Origin of the sequence: Pantoea sp. DY-17 (assembly GCF_019795975.1) — a bacterium.
GTDB lineage: Bacteria > Pseudomonadota > Gammaproteobacteria > Enterobacterales > Enterobacteriaceae > Pantoea > Pantoea leporis.
Genome location: NZ_JAIMIG010000006.1, coordinates 14,222 through 33,230, shown reverse-complemented (window position 1 = coordinate 33,230; position 19,009 = coordinate 14,222). Strand labels below are relative to the sequence as shown.

18 protein-coding genes are annotated in these 19,009 nt (G+C 56.4%); 8 read left to right on the top strand and 10 right to left on the bottom strand.

The window, feature by feature from the left end; all coding sequences use genetic code 11:
• Window positions 1–2: 2 nt before the first annotated feature.
• From K5Y33_RS21040 to mntP, 7 genes are all read right to left on the bottom strand, one after another.
• Complete coding sequence (locus K5Y33_RS21040; RefSeq protein WP_007891891.1) at window positions 3–887, bottom strand: ABC transporter permease subunit; 885 nt, start codon at window positions 885–887, stop codon at window positions 3–5.
• A complete protein-coding gene (locus K5Y33_RS21035; protein WP_154193928.1) occupies window positions 887–1,816 on the bottom strand; it encodes an ABC transporter permease in 930 nt (309 codons plus the stop codon). The genes K5Y33_RS21040 and K5Y33_RS21035 overlap by 1 nt, the downstream gene beginning before the upstream one ends.
• A gap of 305 nt (window positions 1,817–2,121) precedes the next feature.
• Window positions 2,122–3,663: a glutathione ABC transporter substrate-binding protein gene (locus K5Y33_RS21030; RefSeq protein WP_222235032.1), complete on the bottom strand. Its 1,542-nt coding sequence runs from the start codon at window positions 3,661–3,663 to the stop codon at window positions 2,122–2,124.
• A gap of 21 nt (window positions 3,664–3,684) precedes the next feature.
• Complete coding sequence (locus K5Y33_RS21025) at window positions 3,685–5,547, bottom strand: ABC transporter ATP-binding protein (RefSeq protein WP_222235031.1); 1,863 nt, start codon at window positions 5,545–5,547, stop codon at window positions 3,685–3,687.
• An 18-nt stretch (window positions 5,548–5,565) separates the two neighbouring features.
• A complete protein-coding gene (gene dgcA / locus K5Y33_RS21020; RefSeq protein WP_222235030.1) occupies window positions 5,566–6,531 on the bottom strand; it encodes an N-acetyl-D-Glu racemase DgcA in 966 nt (321 codons plus the stop codon).
• Between the two features lies 1 nt (window position 6,532).
• Window positions 6,533–7,540 (bottom strand): N-acetyltransferase DgcN, encoded by a 1,008-nt coding sequence (gene dgcN, locus K5Y33_RS21015; protein ID WP_101762772.1) that lies wholly within the window; start codon window positions 7,538–7,540, stop codon window positions 6,533–6,535.
• A gap of 479 nt (window positions 7,541–8,019) precedes the next feature.
• Window positions 8,020–8,592 (bottom strand): manganese efflux pump MntP, encoded by a 573-nt coding sequence (mntP, locus tag K5Y33_RS21010; protein ID WP_101762773.1) that lies wholly within the window; start codon window positions 8,590–8,592, stop codon window positions 8,020–8,022.
• A 284-nt stretch (window positions 8,593–8,876) separates the two neighbouring features.
• On the opposite strand from mntP, the gene K5Y33_RS21005 reads away from it, so the two are divergent.
• The 4 genes from K5Y33_RS21005 to K5Y33_RS20990 all read left to right on the top strand — a co-directional run bounded on the left by K5Y33_RS21005 (window position 8,877) and on the right by K5Y33_RS20990 (window position 12,060).
• A complete protein-coding gene (locus tag K5Y33_RS21005; protein WP_007891898.1) occupies window positions 8,877–9,116 on the top strand; it encodes a DUF1158 domain-containing protein in 240 nt (79 codons plus the stop codon).
• Between the two features lie 535 nt (window positions 9,117–9,651).
• A complete protein-coding gene (gene mqo / locus K5Y33_RS21000; protein ID WP_222235029.1) occupies window positions 9,652–11,262 on the top strand; it encodes a malate dehydrogenase (quinone) in 1,611 nt (536 codons plus the stop codon).
• Window positions 11,263–11,392: 130 nt separating this feature from the next.
• Window positions 11,393–11,695 carry a type II toxin-antitoxin system HigB family toxin gene (locus K5Y33_RS20995; protein WP_036621935.1) on the top strand — a complete coding sequence of 101 codons (303 nt, stop codon included), beginning with the start codon at window positions 11,393–11,395 and terminating at the stop codon, window positions 11,693–11,695.
• Window positions 11,695–12,060: a type II toxin-antitoxin system HigA family antitoxin gene (locus tag K5Y33_RS20990; RefSeq protein WP_192415454.1), complete on the top strand. Its 366-nt coding sequence runs from the start codon at window positions 11,695–11,697 to the stop codon at window positions 12,058–12,060. Before K5Y33_RS20995 ends, K5Y33_RS20990 begins: the two co-directional genes overlap by 1 nt.
• Before the next feature lie 67 nt (window positions 12,061–12,127).
• Here the strand turns inward: K5Y33_RS20990 and K5Y33_RS20985 are convergent, their stop codons facing one another.
• On the bottom strand, window positions 12,128–12,715 hold the full coding sequence (locus K5Y33_RS20985) for a LysE family translocator (RefSeq protein ID WP_222235028.1): 588 nt from the start codon (window positions 12,713–12,715) through the stop codon (window positions 12,128–12,130).
• A 136-nt stretch (window positions 12,716–12,851) separates the two neighbouring features.
• On the opposite strand from K5Y33_RS20985, the gene K5Y33_RS20980 reads away from it, so the two are divergent.
• On the top strand, window positions 12,852–14,342 hold the full coding sequence (locus K5Y33_RS20980; RefSeq protein WP_137386740.1) for a PLP-dependent aminotransferase family protein: 1,491 nt from the start codon (window positions 12,852–12,854) through the stop codon (window positions 14,340–14,342).
• Here K5Y33_RS20980 and K5Y33_RS20975 read toward each other — a convergent pair.
• On the bottom strand, window positions 14,309–14,932 hold the full coding sequence (locus K5Y33_RS20975) for a glutathione S-transferase family protein (protein WP_101762777.1): 624 nt from the start codon (window positions 14,930–14,932) through the stop codon (window positions 14,309–14,311). The genes K5Y33_RS20980 and K5Y33_RS20975 overlap by 34 nt on opposite strands.
• A gap of 113 nt (window positions 14,933–15,045) precedes the next feature.
• Here K5Y33_RS20975 and K5Y33_RS20970 point away from each other — a divergent pair, with 113 nt between their 5' ends.
• Entirely contained in the window at window positions 15,046–15,894 is an 849-nt protein-coding gene (locus K5Y33_RS20970) for a PhzF family phenazine biosynthesis protein (protein ID WP_110867711.1), read from the top strand.
• Between the two features lie 82 nt (window positions 15,895–15,976).
• Here K5Y33_RS20970 and K5Y33_RS20965 read toward each other — a convergent pair whose 3' ends face one another.
• Window positions 15,977–16,735: an SDR family NAD(P)-dependent oxidoreductase gene (locus K5Y33_RS20965; protein WP_222185954.1), complete on the bottom strand. Its 759-nt coding sequence runs from the start codon at window positions 16,733–16,735 to the stop codon at window positions 15,977–15,979.
• A 115-nt stretch (window positions 16,736–16,850) separates the two neighbouring features.
• On the opposite strand from K5Y33_RS20965, the gene K5Y33_RS20960 reads away from it, so the two are divergent.
• Together K5Y33_RS20960 and yhjD are read left to right on the top strand one after the other, a co-directional pair.
• The gene (locus tag K5Y33_RS20960; RefSeq protein ID WP_101762793.1) at window positions 16,851–17,750 is read left to right on the top strand and encodes a LysR family transcriptional regulator; all 900 of its coding nucleotides are present in this window, start codon (window positions 16,851–16,853) and stop codon (window positions 17,748–17,750) included.
• 45 nt (window positions 17,751–17,795) lie between these two features.
• Window positions 17,796–18,803, top strand: a complete 1,008-nt coding sequence (gene yhjD, locus K5Y33_RS20955) for an inner membrane protein YhjD (protein WP_110867713.1) — start codon at window positions 17,796–17,798, stop codon at window positions 18,801–18,803.
• Window positions 18,804–19,009 lie beyond the last annotated feature (206 nt).

Genomic DNA, 19,009 nt, shown 5'->3' with positions numbered 1-19,009 from the left:
GCTTAGCTCTTCAGTTTAGGATCGAGCGTGTCGCGCAGCGCATCACCCAGCAGGTTAAACGCCAGCACGGTAATAAATATCGCCAGACCCGGAAACACGCTGACGTGCCACAAGCCCGCCATCATCATGCTGCGGCTCATCGCCAGAATATTGCCCCACTCCGGCACATCGGGTTCCGGGCCGAGGCCGATAAAACTCAGCCCGGCGGCGGTCAGAATACTGGTGCCGATACGCATAGTGAAATAGACAATCACGTTTGACAGCGTGCCCGGCAGAATATGGCGCAGCAGAATCACGCGATCCGGCGCACCGGCGCAGCGCACCGCTTCAACGTACGCCGCCTGTTTCAGCGACAGCGTAGAAGCACGCACGATACGGGCAAATACCGGCACGCTGAAGATGGCGACCGCGATGATGACGTTGTTGAGTCCCGGACCGAGAATCGCTACCACCGCAATCGCCAGCAGCATGCCGGGAAAGGCGAACAGCACGTCGGAGCCACGCATAATCAACATATCGATCCAGCGTCCGTAATAGCCCGCCAGCAAACCCAGCAGCACGCCCACCACCATGCCGAGCGTTACCGACAGCACGCCAACGTACAGTGAGATGCGTGCGCCAAAGATGATGCGGCTGAACAGATCGCGACCGAGTTCGTCGGTACCCATCCAGTGCGTGCTGGACGGCGGCGATGACAGCGCCATCCAGTCCGGCGCCATCGGATCCCACGGTGCCAGCCAGGGTGCGAAAATAGCCACCAGCACCAGCAGCAGCACAAAGCCGCCGGAGACCAGCGCCAGCGGATTACGCACCAGCGCGTGCAGGAAATCACGCCACGGCGAACGGATCGCCTCCTGCGCGTGGGCAGGCAGAGATTGCAGACTCATCAGGGCTCCTGTCGCAGGCGAATTGCTGGGTTGACCACGGCATACAGCAGATCGACCAGCAGGTTAATGACGATAAATTCAAACACGAACAGCATGACTAATGCCTGGATCACCGGTTGATCCTGCGCCTTGATCGACTCGATCAACAGCCAGCCCAATCCCGGCCAGTTGAACACGCTTTCGACCACGATCGATCCGCCGAGTAAGAAACCGAACTGCAAACCGAGCATGGTTATCACCGGGATCAACGCATTGCGCATCACGTGTTTCCATGTCACCAGCCGATTGCGCAGCCCTTTGGCTTTGGCGGTACGCACGTAATCTTCCTGCGCCACTTCAAGAAACGCCGAACGGGTGAAGCGCGCCATCACCGCTGCCACCGAAGAGCCAAGCGTGATAGCGGGTAATACGATGTCGCTGGGCTGGTTAAAGCCGCTGACGGAGAACAGGCCAAACGGCATGGCGACGAACTGGATCAGCAGCAGACCAAGCCAGAAAGTGGGCATGGAGATGCCGCCGACGGCGACGCTCATTAAGGTCCAGTCCTGCCATTTACCGCGTTTCAGTGCGGCAAATACGCCGAGGAATAAGCCCAGAATCACCGACCAGGCAAACCCGGCCAGCGCCAGCCACAGCGTCGGCATAAAGCCCTGTTTGATCACCTCCAGCACCGGCTGTTGGGTGCGATAAGTGACGCCCAGATCGCCACGCAGCAGGCCGCCGATCCAGTTGATATATTGCTGCGGCAGCGGATCGTTAAGTCCGAGATGCTGACGCGCTGCTTCCACCGCGGCCAAAGGCGCATCCGGTCCGGCATAGATACGCGCCGGATCGCCAGGCAGCAGTTTGATGAAGCCGAAGACCAGCAGCGAGACCACCAGCAATACGGGGATCATCTCCAGCAGTCGGCGAATGATGTATGCGAACATGCGGTTCCTTTATTTTTTGGGATGGTGCTGGTTGCTCCCAGATGGTGCTGGTTGCTCCCAGATGGTGCTGGCTGTCTCCAGATCGTGCTGGCTGTCCCCAGACCGTGCTGGCTGTCCCCCATCCCGGCCTTCCCCCGCTTGCGGGGGAAGGAGATGCTGCCACATGCCAGTGATGAAGCTGCATGTGGCAGCATCTTCCTCCCCCATTTATGGGGGAGGAACGAGGAGGGGGACAGCGAGCACATTCGTAGGGGACAGCAAGCACATTCGTAGGGGGACAGCGAGCCCCCAACCCCACCCAACCTTTACTTAAACGTCGCCTGATTAAACAGGAAGTTACCATCCGGCAGCATCGACACACCGCTCAGCGTGCTGCGTTTGCCGACCAGGTTGTCTGGCGTGCCGAGGAACGCTACCGGTGCCTCTTTCCACAACACTTTCTGCGCTTCGGCGTAGGCTTCACCACGCTTGGCCGGATCGGCGGTGGCTAAGCCACCGGCAATCGCTTTGTCGGCTTCGGCGTTGCTGAAGTACGAAACGTTATACGAGGTCGGCACCCAGGATTCGGTGGCGTAGAGTGGACGCAAGGCCCAATCGGCATCACCGGTTGAGGTCGACCAGCCGCCGTAATAGAGATCAAATTCCGCCTGTTTCGGATCCTTCACGCCCCACAGTTTGGCGTTGCGTGTGCCGGAATCCATCGGCGTGACCGTGGCGCGAATGCCCACCGTTGCCAGCTGCGCTTTTAACACCTGCGCGGCACGCACGCTGGCGGTGGCGTTGGTGACCCACAGTTTGAGATCGAGGCCATTCGGATAACCGGCGGCCTTCAGCAGCGCTTTGGCTTCATCTGGCGCATAGCGATAGTTAGGCGCGCTCTGCTTCTGGTAGAACTGCACGCCTTCCGGAATCGCCGAACTGGCCGGTTTACCCATGCCGGCAAACGCCACTTTCAGCCACAGATCGCGGTCAATGGCGTAGTTGATCGCCTGCCGCACGCGCACATCATTCAGTGGTTTGTGCTGAGTGTTGATCGCCATGTAATAGAGATAAATGCTTGGATCGCGCTGTACCGCCAGTTTGCTGTCGCTCTGCACGGTGGCGATTAGATCGGATGGCAGCGGCCAGATCGCATCCACCTGGCCCGACTTCAGCGCCGCAACGCGCGTGGCATCTTCCGGGCTGGGCGAGAAGATCACGTTATCCACTTTCGGCCAGCCTTTTTGCCAGTAGCCGTCGTATTTCGCCAGCGTCACCGCTTTGCCCGGCTGCCACGTTACAAACTTGAACGGGCCGGTGCCGACCGGATGCAGACGCAGCTGCGCTTCTTCCGGATACTGCTTGAGAATCGCCGGGCTCCACATCACCGCCGACGGATGCGCCAGCGTGTTAATGAAGGCACCAAACGATTGGTTCAGATCGATTTTCACCTGATCCGGCGCCAGCACCGTTACCTTAGCAATCATCTTGTAAAGGCTGTTGCGCTTGAGGCCTTTGCTCTGGTCGGCAAGGCGATCGAGGTTGGCTTTCACCGCTTCAGCATCGAACGGCGTGCCGTCCTGGAAGGTCACGTCTTTACGCAGCGTCAGAATAAATTCGGTGGCGCTGTCGTTGCTGGTGTAGCTGGTGGCGAGCCACGGCTGCAGCTTCATCTGCGCATCAAACTGGAACAGGCGCTCGAAGATGCCGCTCTGCACCGAGTAGCTGACGTTATCGGAGGTATCGTGCGGATCGAGGCCGGTGATATCGGCATACATCGAAATACGCAGATCCTGCGCCTGAGCGGCGGCGGCCAGCGAGAGGGTCAATCCCAGCGCAAGCGCAGTACGGCGAAAAATCGGGTTCATGAAATCTCCTGGTATTGAGGGTTAGCGCGAAACAAAGTCAGCGACCCAGTGTTGCGGAGCAACCTGGCGATAACGCGGTTTAATGACCGTTTCTCCCACCTTGCGTAGCGGCGAAGGAATTTCGCCCTCTTCGAAAGTGCGGGGTTGCCGGTTCTGGGGATCGGCCACCGGCACCGAGGCCAGCAGACGTTGGGTATAAGGATGTTGTGGCTGGTTGAACACCGATTGGCGCGGGCCCAGCTCAACAATCTGGCCGAGATACATCACCGCCACGCGGTTAGCGATACGTTCCACCACCGCCATGTCGTGCGAGATAAAAATCCACGCCACGCCGGTTTGCTGTTGCAGATCCATCATCAGGTTCACCACCTGCGCCTGAATTGAGACGTCCAGCGCCGAGACGGCTTCGTCGGCGATGATCACTTTGGGTTTCAACGCCATGGCGCGCGCAATCGCAATACGCTGGCGCTGGCCGCCGGAAAATTCGTGCGGATAGCGCCGCGCATGTTCCGGCAATAAGCCCACGCTTTTCAGCAACGCATCAACCTGCGGCGACGCTTCTTCCAGCGATTTCACCCTGCCGTGCAGCAGCAGCGGTTCGGCAATGGTGAAGCCGACAGTGAGACGTGGATTGAGCGAGGCGTAAGGATCCTGAAACACCATCTGGATTTCACGGCGCAGCGGCTGGAACTGCGCTTCTTTCAGGTTGGCGATTTCATTGCCCTGGAAATGGATGCTGTCGGCGTCGCTGTTAATCAGCCGCATCAGCGCCCGGCCGGTGGTGGATTTACCGCAGCCGCTTTCGCCGACAATCGCCAGGGTTTCACCCGGCCACAGGCTGAAGTCGATCTGCTCCACCGCGTGCACCTGATGGGTGAGCGCCGAGAAAATCCCGCTGCGAATCGGGTAGTACACTTTCAGGCCACGCACATCCAGCAGCGGCGTTTCGTCATAGCGCGCGGTGCGCTGCTCGCTGTTATCGCTAGCATTGCTGCCCAACAGCGGAAAACGCTGCGGCCATGCGTGCTCACGCATATCGCCAAGTTTCGGCACCGCCGCCAGTAACGCTTTAGTGTAAGGATGCTGCGGCGCGTTGAAGATTTCAGTTACCGTGCCCTGTTCAACCACTTCGCCGCGCAGCATTACCACCACGCGATCGGCGATTTCTGCCACCACGCCCATGTCGTGAGTAATGAACAGCACCGCCATCTGCTTCTCGCGTTGCAGGTCGCGCAGGATATGCAGAATGCGCGCCTGCACCGTGACATCCAGCGCGGTGGTCGGCTCATCGGCGATCAGCAGTTGCGGATCGCAGGCCAGCGCCTGCGCAATCATCACGCGCTGGCGCATGCCGCCCGACAGCGAATGCGGATAGCTTTTCATTACGCGGTCCACATCGGCGATGCGCACCTGGCGCAGTAATTCACGTGCGCGCGCGTCGGCCTGACTTTTGTCGCAAATCTGATGGTCACGTAGCGCTTCAGTCAGCTGATCGCCGACGCGCAGCACCGGATTGAGCGAGGTCATCGGCTCCTGAAATATCATCGCCATTTCGCGGCCACGCAAAGCACGGCGCTGGGTTTCATTCAGCGTGGCAAGCTGATGCGCGTGGCCCTGACGATCGCGGAACTGCATGCTGCCGCGATCGATACGCCCGGATGCGGCTAGCAAGCCCATCACCGCCAGCGAGGTGACCGATTTACCCGAGCCACTTTCGCCCACCACGGCGACAATTTCGCCCTGATGAATGTTAAAACTGATGCCCTTCAACGCCTGATTTTCGCCGCTACGGCCGCGAAAACTGACGCTGAGATCCTGAATCGCGAGCACCGGTTCTGAACCGGCAACGCTGGCGGCGTTGGGTGTAAGTAAAGTGTCCGTCATCGTTGCTCCGCATGCGGGTTACAGCCAGATTTGGCCTTGAGCGTAAGAAAGGAAGGGCGAGCTATCGGCGGCCAGCCAAATGGGGCCATCGAGATCGACATGTTCAGCGGCAATCGCCACCGGCAGCGCCGCTTCCATCGCCAGTGAAGAACCGAGCATGCAGCCGACCATCAACCGCATATCGTGCTTCTGCGCCTCCTCCACCATCGCCAGCGCTTCGGTCAAACCGCCGCACTTATCCAGCTTGATGTTGATCATCTCGTAGCGATTGCGCAGCGGCGCGATGTCCTCGCGGGTGTGGCAGCTCTCATCGGCACACACCGGAATCGGGTGCGTGAAGCGCTGCAACGCCTGATCCTGACCCGCCGGCAGCGGCTGCTCGACCATCGCGATGTTAAAACTCGCCAGCGCGTTGAACAGGCTGGGCAAATCCACGCCCGACCAGGCTTCATTGGCATCAATGATTAAGGTGGCGCGCGGCACGGCCTGACGAATCGCGGCGACTTTCTCCAGAATGTCGTCGCGATTAAGTTTGATTTTCAGCAGGATGGCGCCGCGTGATACCGCATCGGCAGCGGCGGCGGCCATGTTTTCGATGGAGTCGAGGCTGAGAGTTTCGGCGGTGATCACCGATGGCGGCTGACGACGCTCGCACTGTTGCCACAGCGTGTGCTTCGCCAGCGCGGCATCGAGACGCCACAGCGCACAGTCCAGCGCATTACGCGCTGAACCCGCTGATAAACGGCTTTGCAGATCGAGGCGGCTCAGGCCCGCTTCCATGGCGGCGCGCAGCGCTTCCAGTTCGGCGTTGACGCTTTCTGGCGTTTCATCGTAGCGCGGCGTTGGCGTACATTCGCCGCGGCCAATAAAGCCGTTCTGCTCTAGCGTCACGCGAATCACCGTGACTGTGGTGCGCGTACCGCGTGAGATGGCGAACGGACGCGCCAGCGGCAGCTCCAGCACTTCAATCTGCATGCGCCGCATGTTAGCCACGCTCCTGCAGCAGCGCGGCGATATCCGCAATGCCAAAACGCACCGGATCGGTGGCAGGCACGCCGAATTCGGCGCTGATCTCTGCACAATAGGCGCGCGCTTCGTCTTCGCTGTAGTTCGAGGTGTTGATGGCGAAACCGGCCAGCTGAACCGCGTCGCTGGTGACGTGCGCTGCGCGCAGGTTGGCTTCAACGCAATCTTTCAGGCTGACCATTGGCTGATGCGGCAGATGACGCATATGCGGACGCCCCATTTCATGGCACATCACCAGCCAGTGCGGCTGCGCACCGTGGATCAGGCCCATGCTGACGCCAGCATAGGAAGGATGGAACAGCGAACCCTGACCTTCAACGATATCCCAGTGATCGGCGTCATTGGCTGGCGACAGCGCTTCGACCGCGCCGGCGATGAAGTCGGCAATCACTGCATCAATCGCGATACCTTCGCCCGCGACCAAAATACCGGTCTGGCCGGTGGCGCGGAAATCGGCTTGCATGCCGCGTTCACGCATCGCGGCTTCCAGCGCCAGCGAGGTGTACATCTTGCCTACCGAGCAATCGGTGCCGACAGTAAGTACACGCTTACCTGTGCGCTTTTTACCGCTGCCGACCTCCAGTTTTGGGCGCATGTGGCGCAGGTCGAACAGTTCAACGCCGAACTCTTTGGCCAACGCCACCAGCTCCGGCTCATCCACCAGACGATGGTGCAAACCGCTGGCCACGTTCATCCCGGCAGAGATGGCGCTTTTTACCGTGTCGAGCCAATGCGTGGGCAAGTAACCGCCGGCATTGGCGGTGCCGAGCACCAGCGTTTTGGCACCGCGCGCTTTGGCAGCGGCGATGTCGAGGACGTCGAGGCCAAGCGTGACGGTGCAGCCCGGCAGTTTGATTTCGCCAACGCACTGCTCTGGACGCCAGACGTGAATGCCGCGTGCGGTTTTAGCGGCCAGTGGATCGGTTACATCGCCGAGGAAGAGTAAATAAGGTTGTGGGATCAGCATGATGTTTCTCGTTTCAGACGGTTTATAGGGCCTGAATTGACTATTTCACGCAGAAGATGGGGTGACGAATGCTTGTTTAGTGGCGGGGTATAACGTGCGGCTATAGCCAGATCGAAATCTAATGGCTGAGGAGTTTTATCAGCGAGTTAGGGGAAAAATGGGCAGAGTAGCGGCTGGAGAGATAAGAAAATCGTTGATAACCACAGGTCGATCCCTGACCGCGATTATCGAGGGTATTTGACGGAATGCTTAGTTTAAAGCACCCGGTGGTACGTGTTTGAAAGTCTCGACATAAGAACGGAACACGTAGCGGAAAAAGCGTTTCATAAAGCACCTGGTTCAAAAATTGTTGAAGAAATACGCAAAAAGTATAGCCTCTGAGCGTTTTTACCGCAATTATTTTTGAAGTAGATCACAGAACTGGGGGTTGGTGCGGGTGTGAAGAAGAGGTCGCCATGAATGGCGCAACGACAACGTGGTTAGTTAAACCAGCCTAAATGCTCGCTTAAAATGGTGCAGCCAATGCTGATCAGCACTACGCCGCCCAACACTTCCGCCCATTTGCCCATCACCGGGCCGATAAAGCGTCCAACCAATACGCCGGTGGTTGCCATGATAGTGGTCGCCGCGCCGATGGTGACGGCGGTCATGATGATGTTCACCTGCAGGAACGCCAGGCCAACACCGACGGCCAGCGCATCAAGACTGGTGGCGACAGCGGTTAACGCCAGCACCATAAAACCATGACGCTGCGGCGCTTCGCACGGCTCGTCAGCGGTTTGACGAAAACCTTCCATCATCATACGGCCGCCCAGCACGGTTAACAGCACGAATGCCACCCAATGATCCCACGCCATGATGTAGCGGCTGGCCGCGAGGCCAATTGCCCAGCCAATCAGCGGCGTCAACATTTCGATAACGCCGAAAATCAGGCCGGTTCGCAGTGCCTCTTTGAAACCTGGGCGATGCAGCGACGCGCCTTTGCCCAGTGCTGCGGCGAAAGCGTCCATCGACATGCCAAAGGCCAAAATCAGGGTTGCGATAAATGTCATGGGTTTTCAATCAATGCCGCGGAACCGGCGCTAAAGCCGCTACTTCTCCGCATTTATTGTTCAGTAATGAAAAAGTGCGCGCAGTCTAACACGCAAAAACGGCAAAAAAAAGACAGTAAAATCAGGGATTTAAGTATAGCAAAGGCTATAACTCTTAACTTCCGCTATTTTTGACGCTAAGTGAATGGAATAGAAGAAATTTCTGAGCGCGAGCCGGCGCGGGGATTGCACCGTAGCGCGGTTTTATGCGCTAATGCCCGCGCTAACTGATTTGGACAATGACCATGAATAACCCATTCGAAACGCTGATCATCCCAGGCGGCATTCTGCTGCTAGGCTTTCTTTCCGCCCTGCTGCTGCCCGCGCCTTCATTTGGTATTGAGCTGGCAAAACAATTGCAGGAAAGCCTGCATCTGATGGATGTTAATCAGCTGTATACCATCGTCTTTAGTTTGTGGTTTTTGCTGCTGGGCGCGATCGAGTTTTTCGTCATTCGCTTCCTGTGGCGCCGCCGATCGCGCTGATCGTTTTTCCGGCAAGGTGATGCATTTTTCTTCTGGCAGCTTTACTCGGCCAGACCTCAATTCATCACCACAAAAATGTAACATTACTTTTACACGACATGGCGAAATATTGCGCAACATAAAATCCGCATAAATAATCAATTTAGTTAAAACATATATTTTTCAACATATTAAAATGTGATGCATATCACCCGCCGTTTTCACCCCCGTCAAAACCCCTCACAATAGCGTAACAACTGCATTACTCTAACCGTCTGATTAAGAGATAAAAATCCCTTATGACCGCGAGGTTGAGCTGATTAATTCTTATGCTGAATCATTTCCGCCTTTAAAAAATAAACAAACGTTTAATTCCGATACGAGAATGTTATATTCGAATGCATATGCATAACGTGCAGTTAACCGTTATCGTCCCCGTGACTTATACCTGAGTCTTAACCTTTGAGAGATAGCGCCACGCGCTCGAAAGAAGCGCGGCTATTTCGCCTGCGAACCTGTTGAGCTTCAGGTCAACAGAGAGAGGAGATGTCGCCTCATGAGTACTACTGCGGTAAATCTGGCGCTCGCCGCCGCTTCAATGGAAAGTGCAAACCTTCAGGAACGAAAATACGTCGACGTACTGCTGATTGGCGCAGGCGTGATGAGTGCGACTTTGGGCGCATGGCTGCAAGATCTCGAGCCTGACTGGTCAGTTGAGATGGTTGAACGTCTTGATGATGTGGCCGTTGAATCCTCTAATGGCTGGAATAACGCCGGAACCGGTCACGCCGCGCTGGCGGAGCTCAACTATACGCCGCAGAAGGCGGATGGCAGCATCGACATCGCCAAAGCGGTCGCGATTAACGAATCGTTCCAGATTTCGCGTCAGTTCTGGGCGTATCACGTGCAGAAAGGCAACCTGCGCAATCCCAAAAGCTTTATCCACAGTACGCCGCACATGAGTTTCGTCTGGGGCGACGATAACGTTGAATTCCTGCGCAAGCGTTTCAATGCGCTGCAGAAAAGCACCCTTTTCCGTGGCATGAATTACTCTGAAGACCGCGATCAAATCACTAAGTGGATTCCGCTGGTGATGAACGGCCGCGACAGCAAACAGAAAGTGGCGGCGACCTGGACCGAAATGGGTACCGACGTGAACTTCGGTGAAGTAACGCGCCAGCTGATTGCCTCTTTAGAGAAGAAAGCCAATTTCCGCCTGCGTCTGCGCCAGGAAGTGCGTGATATCAAACGCCTGAGCGACGGTCGCTGGCAGGTCACGCTGCATAATCTGGCCAGCGGTGAAAATCGTGTGCTGACCACGCGCCAGCTGTTTATCGGTGCCGGCGGTGCGGCGTTGCCGCTGCTGCAGAAATCCGGCATTCCGGAAGTGAAAGGCTACGCCGGTTTCCCGGTGGGCGGTTCATTTCTGGTGACGGAAAATCCTGACGTGGTGAAACAGCATATGGCGAAGGTGTATGGCAAAGCCAGCGTCGGCGCACCGCCGATGTCGGTGCCGCACGTCGATACCCGCGTGCTGGATGGCAAACAGGTGCTGCTTTTTGGGCCGTTTGCTACCTTCTCAACCAAATTCCTCAAAGAGGGTTCGCTGCTGGATATGTTCGGCGCGATGAACACCAGCAACCTCAAGCCGATGGTGCAGGTTGGCCTGAAGAGCTTCGACCTGGTGAAATATCTGGTTGATCAGGTGTTGCAAAGCGACAGCGATCGTATGGAAGCGTTGCGCGCTTACGTGCCGCAGGCGAAGCAGGAAGATTGGCGTTTAGTCACTGCCGGCCAGCGCGTGCAAATCATCAAGAACGATGCCGTTGAAGGTGGCGTGCTGCGTCTTGGTACTGAAGTGGTGACTTCGGAAGATGGCACCATTTCCGCCCTGCTGGGTGCCTCGCCGGGCGCCTCCACCGCCGCACCGATTATGCTTGAGCTGATGGCGAAAGCCTTCCCGGAACAGATGCGTTCACCGGAGTGGCAGACCAAAATCCGCATGGTGATCCCATCGTGGGGCCGCAAGCTGAACGGCGACGTCGCACTGACCGAGAAAGTGCTGGCCGATACCAGTCGCGTGCTGCAACTCGACTACGAACCGGTGATTACACCCGATGCCGCCAACGATGAAGCGCGCGAAACCGCGCACGTGGTGGGTAAGTAATAAGGTAGTATCGGATGTTGGCAAGATGAGAGGCCGCGAAAGCGGCCTCTTTTTTATGCCTAACGCAAGAAATGTCCCAAATTGGGATTCAGGTTTGTTATAGTCCCAAAACGGGATTAAGATGCGCTGCATGAGAATCATATCGGTAAGGTCATTAAGGGAGTTTATGACGGCGAACCCCGACTCTTCGCAGCCGTTGAGAGCCTGGATTGATGAAGCACAGAAGGCCGACTGGTCAAGCCCGGCAGATATTAAGGAACAATACCGCCACGCCAGCATCCTTAAAGGCAGCCGAGTGGTATTCAACATCAAAGGAAACGATTATCGACTGATAGCGGCCATTGCGTATCCACAGAAGCTGATATTTATAAAGTTTATCGGCACACATCGGGAATATGACGCGATTGACGCTAATACGGTGGAGCAACGCTAATGACATTAACCATTAAACCTATTCATTCCGAACAGGATTACGAAGCGGCTCTTGAAGCTATTTCGCCGCTCTTTGAACATGTGCCCGAACTCGGCACACCAGAGAGCGATTATATGATTGTGATGAGCATGCTAATTGAGGCATGGGAAAAAAAGCACTATCCCATTGAGGCTGCCGATCCGATTGAAGCCATCAAGTTCCGGATGGAACAACAAGGGCTTACCGCCAAGGATTTGGAGCCCGCAATTGGCCGCCGCAATCGCGTTTATGAAGTGCTCAATGGCAAACGTTCATTGTCACTGGAAATGATCCGTAATCTGCATAAGCAGTTTGGAATTCCATTAGAGAGCCTGGTCGGATTGTAAGGCGAACGGGTTGCCATTAATGGCAACCCGGAAAGTGCAAAGTGCGCATTTTTGCGCACCGAAGTATCTAGCTCATCAGCACCGCGTCGTACAACATCCACGCAGTTGTCGCCACCAGCGACAGCGCCATCAAACTGTTAAACGCCTGACGTTTCCACGCTACCTGCAGATGGCTGCGAAGGCGATCGCCCAGCGCTGCCCAAATCAAAATGCATGGCAGATTCAGTGCCGCGAATCCCAGCAGCACCGTCAGCACGCCGTTACTGTTGGCGTACATCAGCGCCACGTTGGTGACCATCAGCCAGGCTTTTGGATTCACCGCCTGAAAACAGATGCCGCCAATTAATGTCATGGGACGCGGACGTTCGCGCAGTTGCGGCGCGCCGGCACGGAAAATCTTCCACGAAAGCCACAGCAGATAGCTACAGCCGACCACCGTCAGCGGCAGGCGAATCGCGCCCATCCAGTGCAGCAGCGCATCCAGCGCCACACTCGCCAGCAGCATCTGTATTGCGCAGCCCAGCAGGATGCCAAACAGCATCGGCAGCGTGCGTTTAAAGCCAAAGTTAACGCCCGACGTCGCCAGTAACAGGTTGTTTGGGCCTGGCGTGATCGACATAACGGTGACGTAGCTGAAGAATGAGGGATCGAGCATGATGCACTTCCTGAAGAATCAATGATGTCTTCATGCTAGTGCGTATGTTGCAATGGAAACAGAGACACAAAACCACTATTGTAATGGGTACAGTTGTCTCAAAAATGAATTGTACCCATTGTGCGCGGAGGCTTTTGTGTCCCTTCCACTCTCATCCGGTCAAACGCTGTATCAGCAGTTGGTCGATAGCTTTGCCGAGTCGATACATCAGGGCACGCTGAAGCCAGGTAAACGGCTGCCGGCGATACGCCGCGTGGCACAATCGCATCAGGTGAGTATCAATACCGTGCTCAATGCATGGCAAATCCTCGAAGATCGCGGCCTGATTGAATCGCGGCCGCAGTCGGGTTATTACGTGCGTGGCGTGCTGCCCGCCGTGACGCGTTCAGTAAAACCGCTGCCGGCAAAAATCAACGATCCCAGCGCGCAGAAGCTGGAGCTGATTGAGCAAGTGTTCGCGGCGCAAAATAATCCCGATTACACCAATATCTCATTAGCCTGTCCGCAGGATGGCACCTTCTATCCGGCGGCACGAATCGGGCGAATTACTGCGTCGATTTTGCGCCAGAATCCCGACATTATCGGACGATATGCGCTTCCACCCGGTAGTGAGCGCTTACGGGAGGAGATTGCGCGTCGTGCCCTGCACAACGGCATCAACTTGCCGCCGCAGGCGATCACACTGACGCACGGCTGCATGGAAGCACTCCAGCTGGCGCTGCGCGCGGTGACTAAACCCGGCGATTGCATTGGTTTGGAGTCGCCGACCTATTTCTTCCTGTTCCCGCTGCTGGCGTCGCTGGGGCTGAAAGCGCTGGAAATTCCTACCGATCCGCAGCAGGGATTGTCGCTGGATGCGCTGGAGATGCTGCTGCAGGAGAAGCGGGTCCAGGCGGTGATCGCCATGCCCGGCGCGCAGAACCCGTTGGGATATGTGATGCCGCTGGAGAATAAAAAGCGGCTGGCGAAGTTAGTGAACACTTACCACGTTCCGCTGCTGGAAGATGGTTTGTACGACGAATTGCAGTTTGAGTGGCCGCTGTCGCCGCCAGTAAAGGCGTTTGATAGCGAGGGTTGGGTGATTTACTGCACCAGCTTTACCAAAACCGTGGCGCCTGATTTCCGCGTCGGCTGGACTGCTGCCGGGCGTTTTCATGACGCTATCGCTCACCTCAAAGCGGTGTCGTCGATGGCGGAATCACGCTTGTTAAGTGAAACCCTGGCGGAATTTCTTGCCAGCGGCGGCTACGATCATCATCTGCGCACGCTGCGTCGGCGCTATGCCGCCAATCTGGATGCGGCGCGCGGGATTCTGGCACGCCACTTTCCGCAGGGCACGCGCGCGACCCTGCCGCGCGGCGGGTTTGTTTTTTGGGTCGAACTGCCGGGGAACATTGATACCGTAGAGATGTTTCATCGTCTGCTGCAGGAGCAAATCTGTGTGACGCCGGGCGCGCTCTACTCCCTGAGCGATCGCTATAAACATGCGTTGCGCCTCTCCTGCTGCTACCCGTTTGATGAACGTTATACTTGGGCGCTGCAGCGCACCGGCGCGCTGGCCTGTGAAATGACAGGCCTCGCGCCGGGACAGGATCAGGGTTTGCCGTTGCGGCCCCAGGTGGTGTAAGGCTCGCGTTCGGTCAGGCGTTCGTAATAAGTCTGCACCGCCGGGAAGTCAGGGTGTTCCAGCGGGGTTTCAAACCAGCGGTTCACCGCCAGCCCAACCGGAATATCGGCCAGCGAGAAATTGCGGCCTGCGACATAGCGCCCGGTTTTCTCCAGATGCTGGTTGAGTATGTTCATGGTGTGCGTCCAGCCTTTCACCGCCGCCGCCAGCAAGCGGGGATCCTGATGCGCCGGCGAGTTGCGCACCAGCGACATAAATGCGTAACGCCAGGACGTGTTAAGTTCGGTGGCTTGCCAATCCATCCACTGATCAACTGGCGCGCGCGCGCGGGGATTGTCGGGATAGAGCCATTCGCCGCCATTGCTGTTGGCGAGATAGCGCAGAATAGCGTTGGATTCCCACAGCACGAAGTCGTCCTCGATTATTACCGGGACCATGGCGTTGGGATTGAGCGCCATAAACTCTTTCGAGTGCAGCGATTGTGGATCATCGCCCCAGGGTTCTAATTCGTACGCAATATCGAGTTCTGCGCACAGCCACAGAACTTTTCGCACGTTTATTGATGAAGTACGGCCAAGAACTTTTAACATTGCGGACTCCGATTCCAGAATTCTTAATCTATTCATAGCCCTGTTGCTGGCCTTTCGCAATCAGCAGGATGTAAATCCCGATTTCAGACAACCTCAACGAGGAAGGAGTGACAATGAAGGTCGCATTTAAACAGGTGGACGTGTTTACCTCATCGGCGTTTAAAGGTAATCCGCTGGCGGTGATCATGGATGCACAGGGATTGAGTGACGCGCAGCTGACGGCGATTGCGCGCTGGACCAATCTGTCGGAAACCACCTTTGTGCTGCCGCCACAAGATGCGGCGGCGGATTACCGCGTGCGCATTTTTACCGTCGAAGGTGAACTGCCTTTTGCCGGGCATCCGACGTTAGGCACCGCGCATGCGCTGCTGGAAGCCGGTTGGCCGCTGAAAACGCCGGGCAAAATCGTGCAGGAGTGCGGCGTTGGTCTGGTTGAGGTGAAAATCAGCGATGACGGTGCGCTGGCGTTTGCCGCGCCTGCCGCCACATTAACGCCGTTCAGTGATGCGCTGATGAGCAGCGCGCTGAACAGTGAATGCTTCGATCTCAGCCAAATGCCGACCATCGTTGATATGGGTATTCGCTGGCTGCTGATTCCGATGAGTAGCGCGCAAGCGGTGCTGGATGTGGTGCCGTCAGCAGCCGATTTACACCGTTTACATCAGCATGCTGAGGTTAACGGTACGGCGATTTTTGGTGCGTTACCGTCGGGCGAAAACGAGCAGTATGAAGTGCGCGCATTGCTGGTTGAGAACGGCAGCTTGACTGAGGATCCGGTGACCGGCAGCGCCAACGCCTGTCTGGCGCGCTATTTCGAGGCTAACAAGCAAACGCGGGATTATCGGGCACGTCAGGGCAGCGCGATTCAGCGGGAAGGTCGCATTCAGGTGAGTTTTAGCGATAAAGCGATCTGGATTGGTGGCCAAACCGTGACGGTGATTGACGGGACGATTGAGCTGTAATTGTAATCTGCACCATCCGTAGCGGCGCAATTTATTGCGCAATAAATTGCGCCGCTACGAATATGCGCATCAGTTTATATTTTTACAGACCTTGGCCGCCTGAGGCTTCAATGCGCTGTGCGGTGATCCAGCCGGTTTCATCGCTGAGAATCGCGCTGATGGCATCGCCGATATCATCCGGCAAGCCGACGCGGCCCAGCGCGGTGACGGAAGCGATATGATCGTTGAGATCTTTGGTATCACGCACGCGACCGCCGCCGAAGTCGGTTTCAATCGCGCCTGGCGCCAGAATGTTGACGCGGATATGGCGCTCGCCTAACTCTTTGGCCTGATAGCGCGTTAACACTTCCATCGCGCCTTTAATTGAGGCATACGTGCCTGAACCTGGCAGCGTTAAACGGGTTAAACCGCTGGAGATATTCAGGATGCGTCCACCATCAACGATCAGCGGCAGCAGTTTTTGCGTCAGGAAGAACGGCCCTTTGAAGTGCACATTCACTAGCGCGTCAAACTCATCTTCGGTGGTCTCTGCGAACAGCTTGTAGTGACCGTGACCGGCGTTGTTCACTAAATAATCAAAGCTGTCGCGCTGCCAGGTTTTCTGCAGCGCTTCTCTCACCTGCGCCACGAAGCCGTCAAACGTGCCTGTGTCGCCTACATCCAGCTGTAACGCCACCGCACGCGCGCCCAGCGCTTCAATCTCCTGCACAACCGCCTGCGCTTCTTCCGCGTGACCGCGATAGGTAAACAGGATATCAGTGCCTTTGGCAGCCAGTTTCAGCGCCCCATTCTTGCCTAAACCGCGATTTCCGCCGGTAATCAATGCAATTTTATGACTCATGTTTCGCTCCAGTTGGAAAATTGAACACGTGTTAAGGATATTCGTGAAAAATTGATCTATAAACGCAGAGGAATACGCAGCACTGTTTCACTAACAACAACAATCGGTGAACAACATGGATAAAATTCACGCTATGCAGGTTTTTGTGCGGGTGGCAGAAATGGGCAGTTTTACCCGTGCGGCAGAAAGCTTAGGTTTACCGAAAGGCAGCGTATCCCGCCAGCTGCAGGCGCTGGAGAATCAAATGGGGACGCGCCTGCTGCATCGCACCACGCGACGTGTGCACCTGACGCAGGACGGCCTAGTTTATTACGATCGTTGCCTCGATTTACTGTCGATGCTCGACGACATGGACAGCCTGTTCCAGCACGATCCCGGCACCTTAAGCGGCAAATTGCGCGTGGACATGTCGGTGGCGATGGCGACCGGCTTTGTGCTGCCACGATTGCCGGAGTTTTTGCAGCACTATCCCGGTCTGGAAATTGAGTTGAGCAGCAGCGATCGTCAGGTTGATGTGATTCGCGAAGGATTTGACTGCGTGGTGCGCGTCGGCGAGCTGAAAGATTCCGGGCTGATTGCGCGGAAAATCGGCTCGCACGCCTTGATCAACTGCGCCAGCCCCGGCTACCTTTCCCGCTTCGGCATGCCGGTGCGGCTGGAAGATCTGTCGCAACACGCGATGGTGCATTACACCCAGCAGCTGGGACAACCTTCATTGGGCTTTGAATATTTTGATGGCAAACAGTGTCATTACGTTCAAACCGGCGGCGTAGTGACGGTAAACAGCACCGAAACCTATCGCGCCGCCTGTATGGCAGGGCTCGGCATTATTCAGGTGCCGGCGATTGGCGTACAGCCGCTACTGGAGTCGGGGCAACTGGTGGAGGTGCTGCATCATTTCCCGGCGAAACCGATGCCCATCTCGCTGCTTTACCCACATCGCCGCAACGTGGCGCGCCGCGTGCGAGTGTTTATGGAATGGCTCAGCCAAGTCCTGCAGGAATATGTAACTTAGCAGACTATAATTGTATTTTCGCAGTGAACAGGATGACTATCGTCTATGACGGACAAAACCCCTAAACAGACCGCGGCCGAGGCAGAAGCCAAGCCGCTGATTGATATTAAAACCGGCAATAAAACCGTGGATGGCTCGATTCAGAATGTGTCGCGCTTCGCTGCCTGGTTCCAGGCGATTCCGGCGGTGGCGCACTTTATGCGCGCGCTGGAACGCTTTAACGATCGCCTCGGTAGTCAGTTTGGCGCGGCGATCACTTACTTCTCCTTTCTCTCTCTGATACCGATTTTGATGGTCTCCTTTGCGGCGGTCGGTTTTGTGCTGGCGTCGAATCAGGATTTGCTCACCGAGTTGATCAACAAAATCGTTAACAGCATCAGCGACCCGACGTTGGCCACCACGCTGAAAAATACGGTGAATACCGCGATTCAGCAGCGTGCCACAGTAGGATTAACCGGTTTGCTGCTGGCGCTCTACTCCGGCATTAACTGGATGGGCAACCTGCGTGAAGCGGTGCGCGCGCAGTCACGCGACGTGTGGGAACGCACGCCGGACGATCAGGAGAAATTCTGGAAGAAGTACGCGCGCGATCTGATTTCGCTGTTGGGTTTGATGTTTGCGCTGGTGATTACGCTGTCGCTGACCTCGATTGCCGGCGCGGCGCAGGCAGCGATCGTTAACGCGCTGGGGCTGGAAGACATTGAGTGGCTGCGCCCAGCGATGACGGTGATTGCGTTATCTATCTCTATCCTGGCTAACTATCTGCTGTTCCTGTGGATCTTCTGGATTTTACCGCGCCACAAGCCGCGTAAAAAAGCGCTGTTCCGCGGCACGCTGCTGGCGGCGATTGGCTTTGAGGTGATCAAGTTTGTAATGACGCTGACGCTGCCGAAGCTGGCAAGCTCGCCGTCGGGCGCGGCCTTTGGTTCAGTACTCGGCTTAATGGCGTTCTTCTACTTCTTTGCGCGTTTGACGCTGTTCTGCGCCGCGTGGATCGCCACCGCCAAATACAAAGATGATAAAGAGATGCCGCAGCCGCATCAGGCTAAATAAGCCAACGAGGTTGTTACAATTGCCGTACTAGCTAAAAATGTCTCCTGCTGGCTGCTTTTTCAGCAAAAACCAGCAGGAAACGCTAAAGGGTCACTTTAATTTGGCCCTTTTGCAGAGATTCCCGCCAAAAAAGTGACACTTCCCGTTCCCATCCGCCACTGATCGCAGCAACTCAGAAATTATCCACTTATTCGCCGAAAAAGCCC

What these genes read in the sequence shown, in the direction of transcription:
- K5Y33_RS21040 (WP_007891891.1), bottom strand. Translation starts at nt 887, where the DNA reads ATGAGTCTGCAATCTCTGCCTGCCCACGCGCAGGAGGCGATCCGTTCG.
- mntP (WP_101762773.1), bottom strand. Translation starts at nt 8,592, where the DNA reads ATGACATTTATCGCAACCCTGATTTTGGCCTTTGGCATGTCGATGGAC.
- K5Y33_RS20960 (WP_101762793.1), top strand. Translation starts at nt 16,851, where the DNA reads ATGGATAAAATTCACGCTATGCAGGTTTTTGTGCGGGTGGCAGAAATG.
- K5Y33_RS20995 (WP_036621935.1), top strand. Translation starts at nt 11,393, where the DNA reads ATGAGAATCATATCGGTAAGGTCATTAAGGGAGTTTATGACGGCGAAC.
- K5Y33_RS21005 (WP_007891898.1), top strand. Translation starts at nt 8,877, where the DNA reads ATGAATAACCCATTCGAAACGCTGATCATCCCAGGCGGCATTCTGCTG.
- K5Y33_RS20975 (WP_101762777.1), bottom strand. Translation starts at nt 14,932, where the DNA reads ATGTTAAAAGTTCTTGGCCGTACTTCATCAATAAACGTGCGAAAAGTT.
- yhjD (WP_110867713.1), top strand. Translation starts at nt 17,796, where the DNA reads ATGACGGACAAAACCCCTAAACAGACCGCGGCCGAGGCAGAAGCCAAG.
- K5Y33_RS20985 (WP_222235028.1), bottom strand. Translation starts at nt 12,715, where the DNA reads ATGCTCGATCCCTCATTCTTCAGCTACGTCACCGTTATGTCGATCACG.
- mqo (WP_222235029.1), top strand. Translation starts at nt 9,652, where the DNA reads ATGAGTACTACTGCGGTAAATCTGGCGCTCGCCGCCGCTTCAATGGAA.
- K5Y33_RS20965 (WP_222185954.1), bottom strand. Translation starts at nt 16,735, where the DNA reads ATGAGTCATAAAATTGCATTGATTACCGGCGGAAATCGCGGTTTAGGC.
- K5Y33_RS21035 (WP_154193928.1), bottom strand. Translation starts at nt 1,816, where the DNA reads ATGTTCGCATACATCATTCGCCGACTGCTGGAGATGATCCCCGTATTG.
- K5Y33_RS21030 (WP_222235032.1), bottom strand. Translation starts at nt 3,663, where the DNA reads ATGAACCCGATTTTTCGCCGTACTGCGCTTGCGCTGGGATTGACCCTC.
- K5Y33_RS20990 (WP_192415454.1), top strand. Translation starts at nt 11,695, where the DNA reads ATGACATTAACCATTAAACCTATTCATTCCGAACAGGATTACGAAGCG.
- K5Y33_RS21025 (WP_222235031.1), bottom strand. Translation starts at nt 5,547, where the DNA reads ATGACGGACACTTTACTTACACCCAACGCCGCCAGCGTTGCCGGTTCA.
- K5Y33_RS20970 (WP_110867711.1), top strand. Translation starts at nt 15,046, where the DNA reads ATGAAGGTCGCATTTAAACAGGTGGACGTGTTTACCTCATCGGCGTTT.
- dgcN (WP_101762772.1), bottom strand. Translation starts at nt 7,540, where the DNA reads ATGCTGATCCCACAACCTTATTTACTCTTCCTCGGCGATGTAACCGAT.
- dgcA (WP_222235030.1), bottom strand. Translation starts at nt 6,531, where the DNA reads ATGCGGCGCATGCAGATTGAAGTGCTGGAGCTGCCGCTGGCGCGTCCG.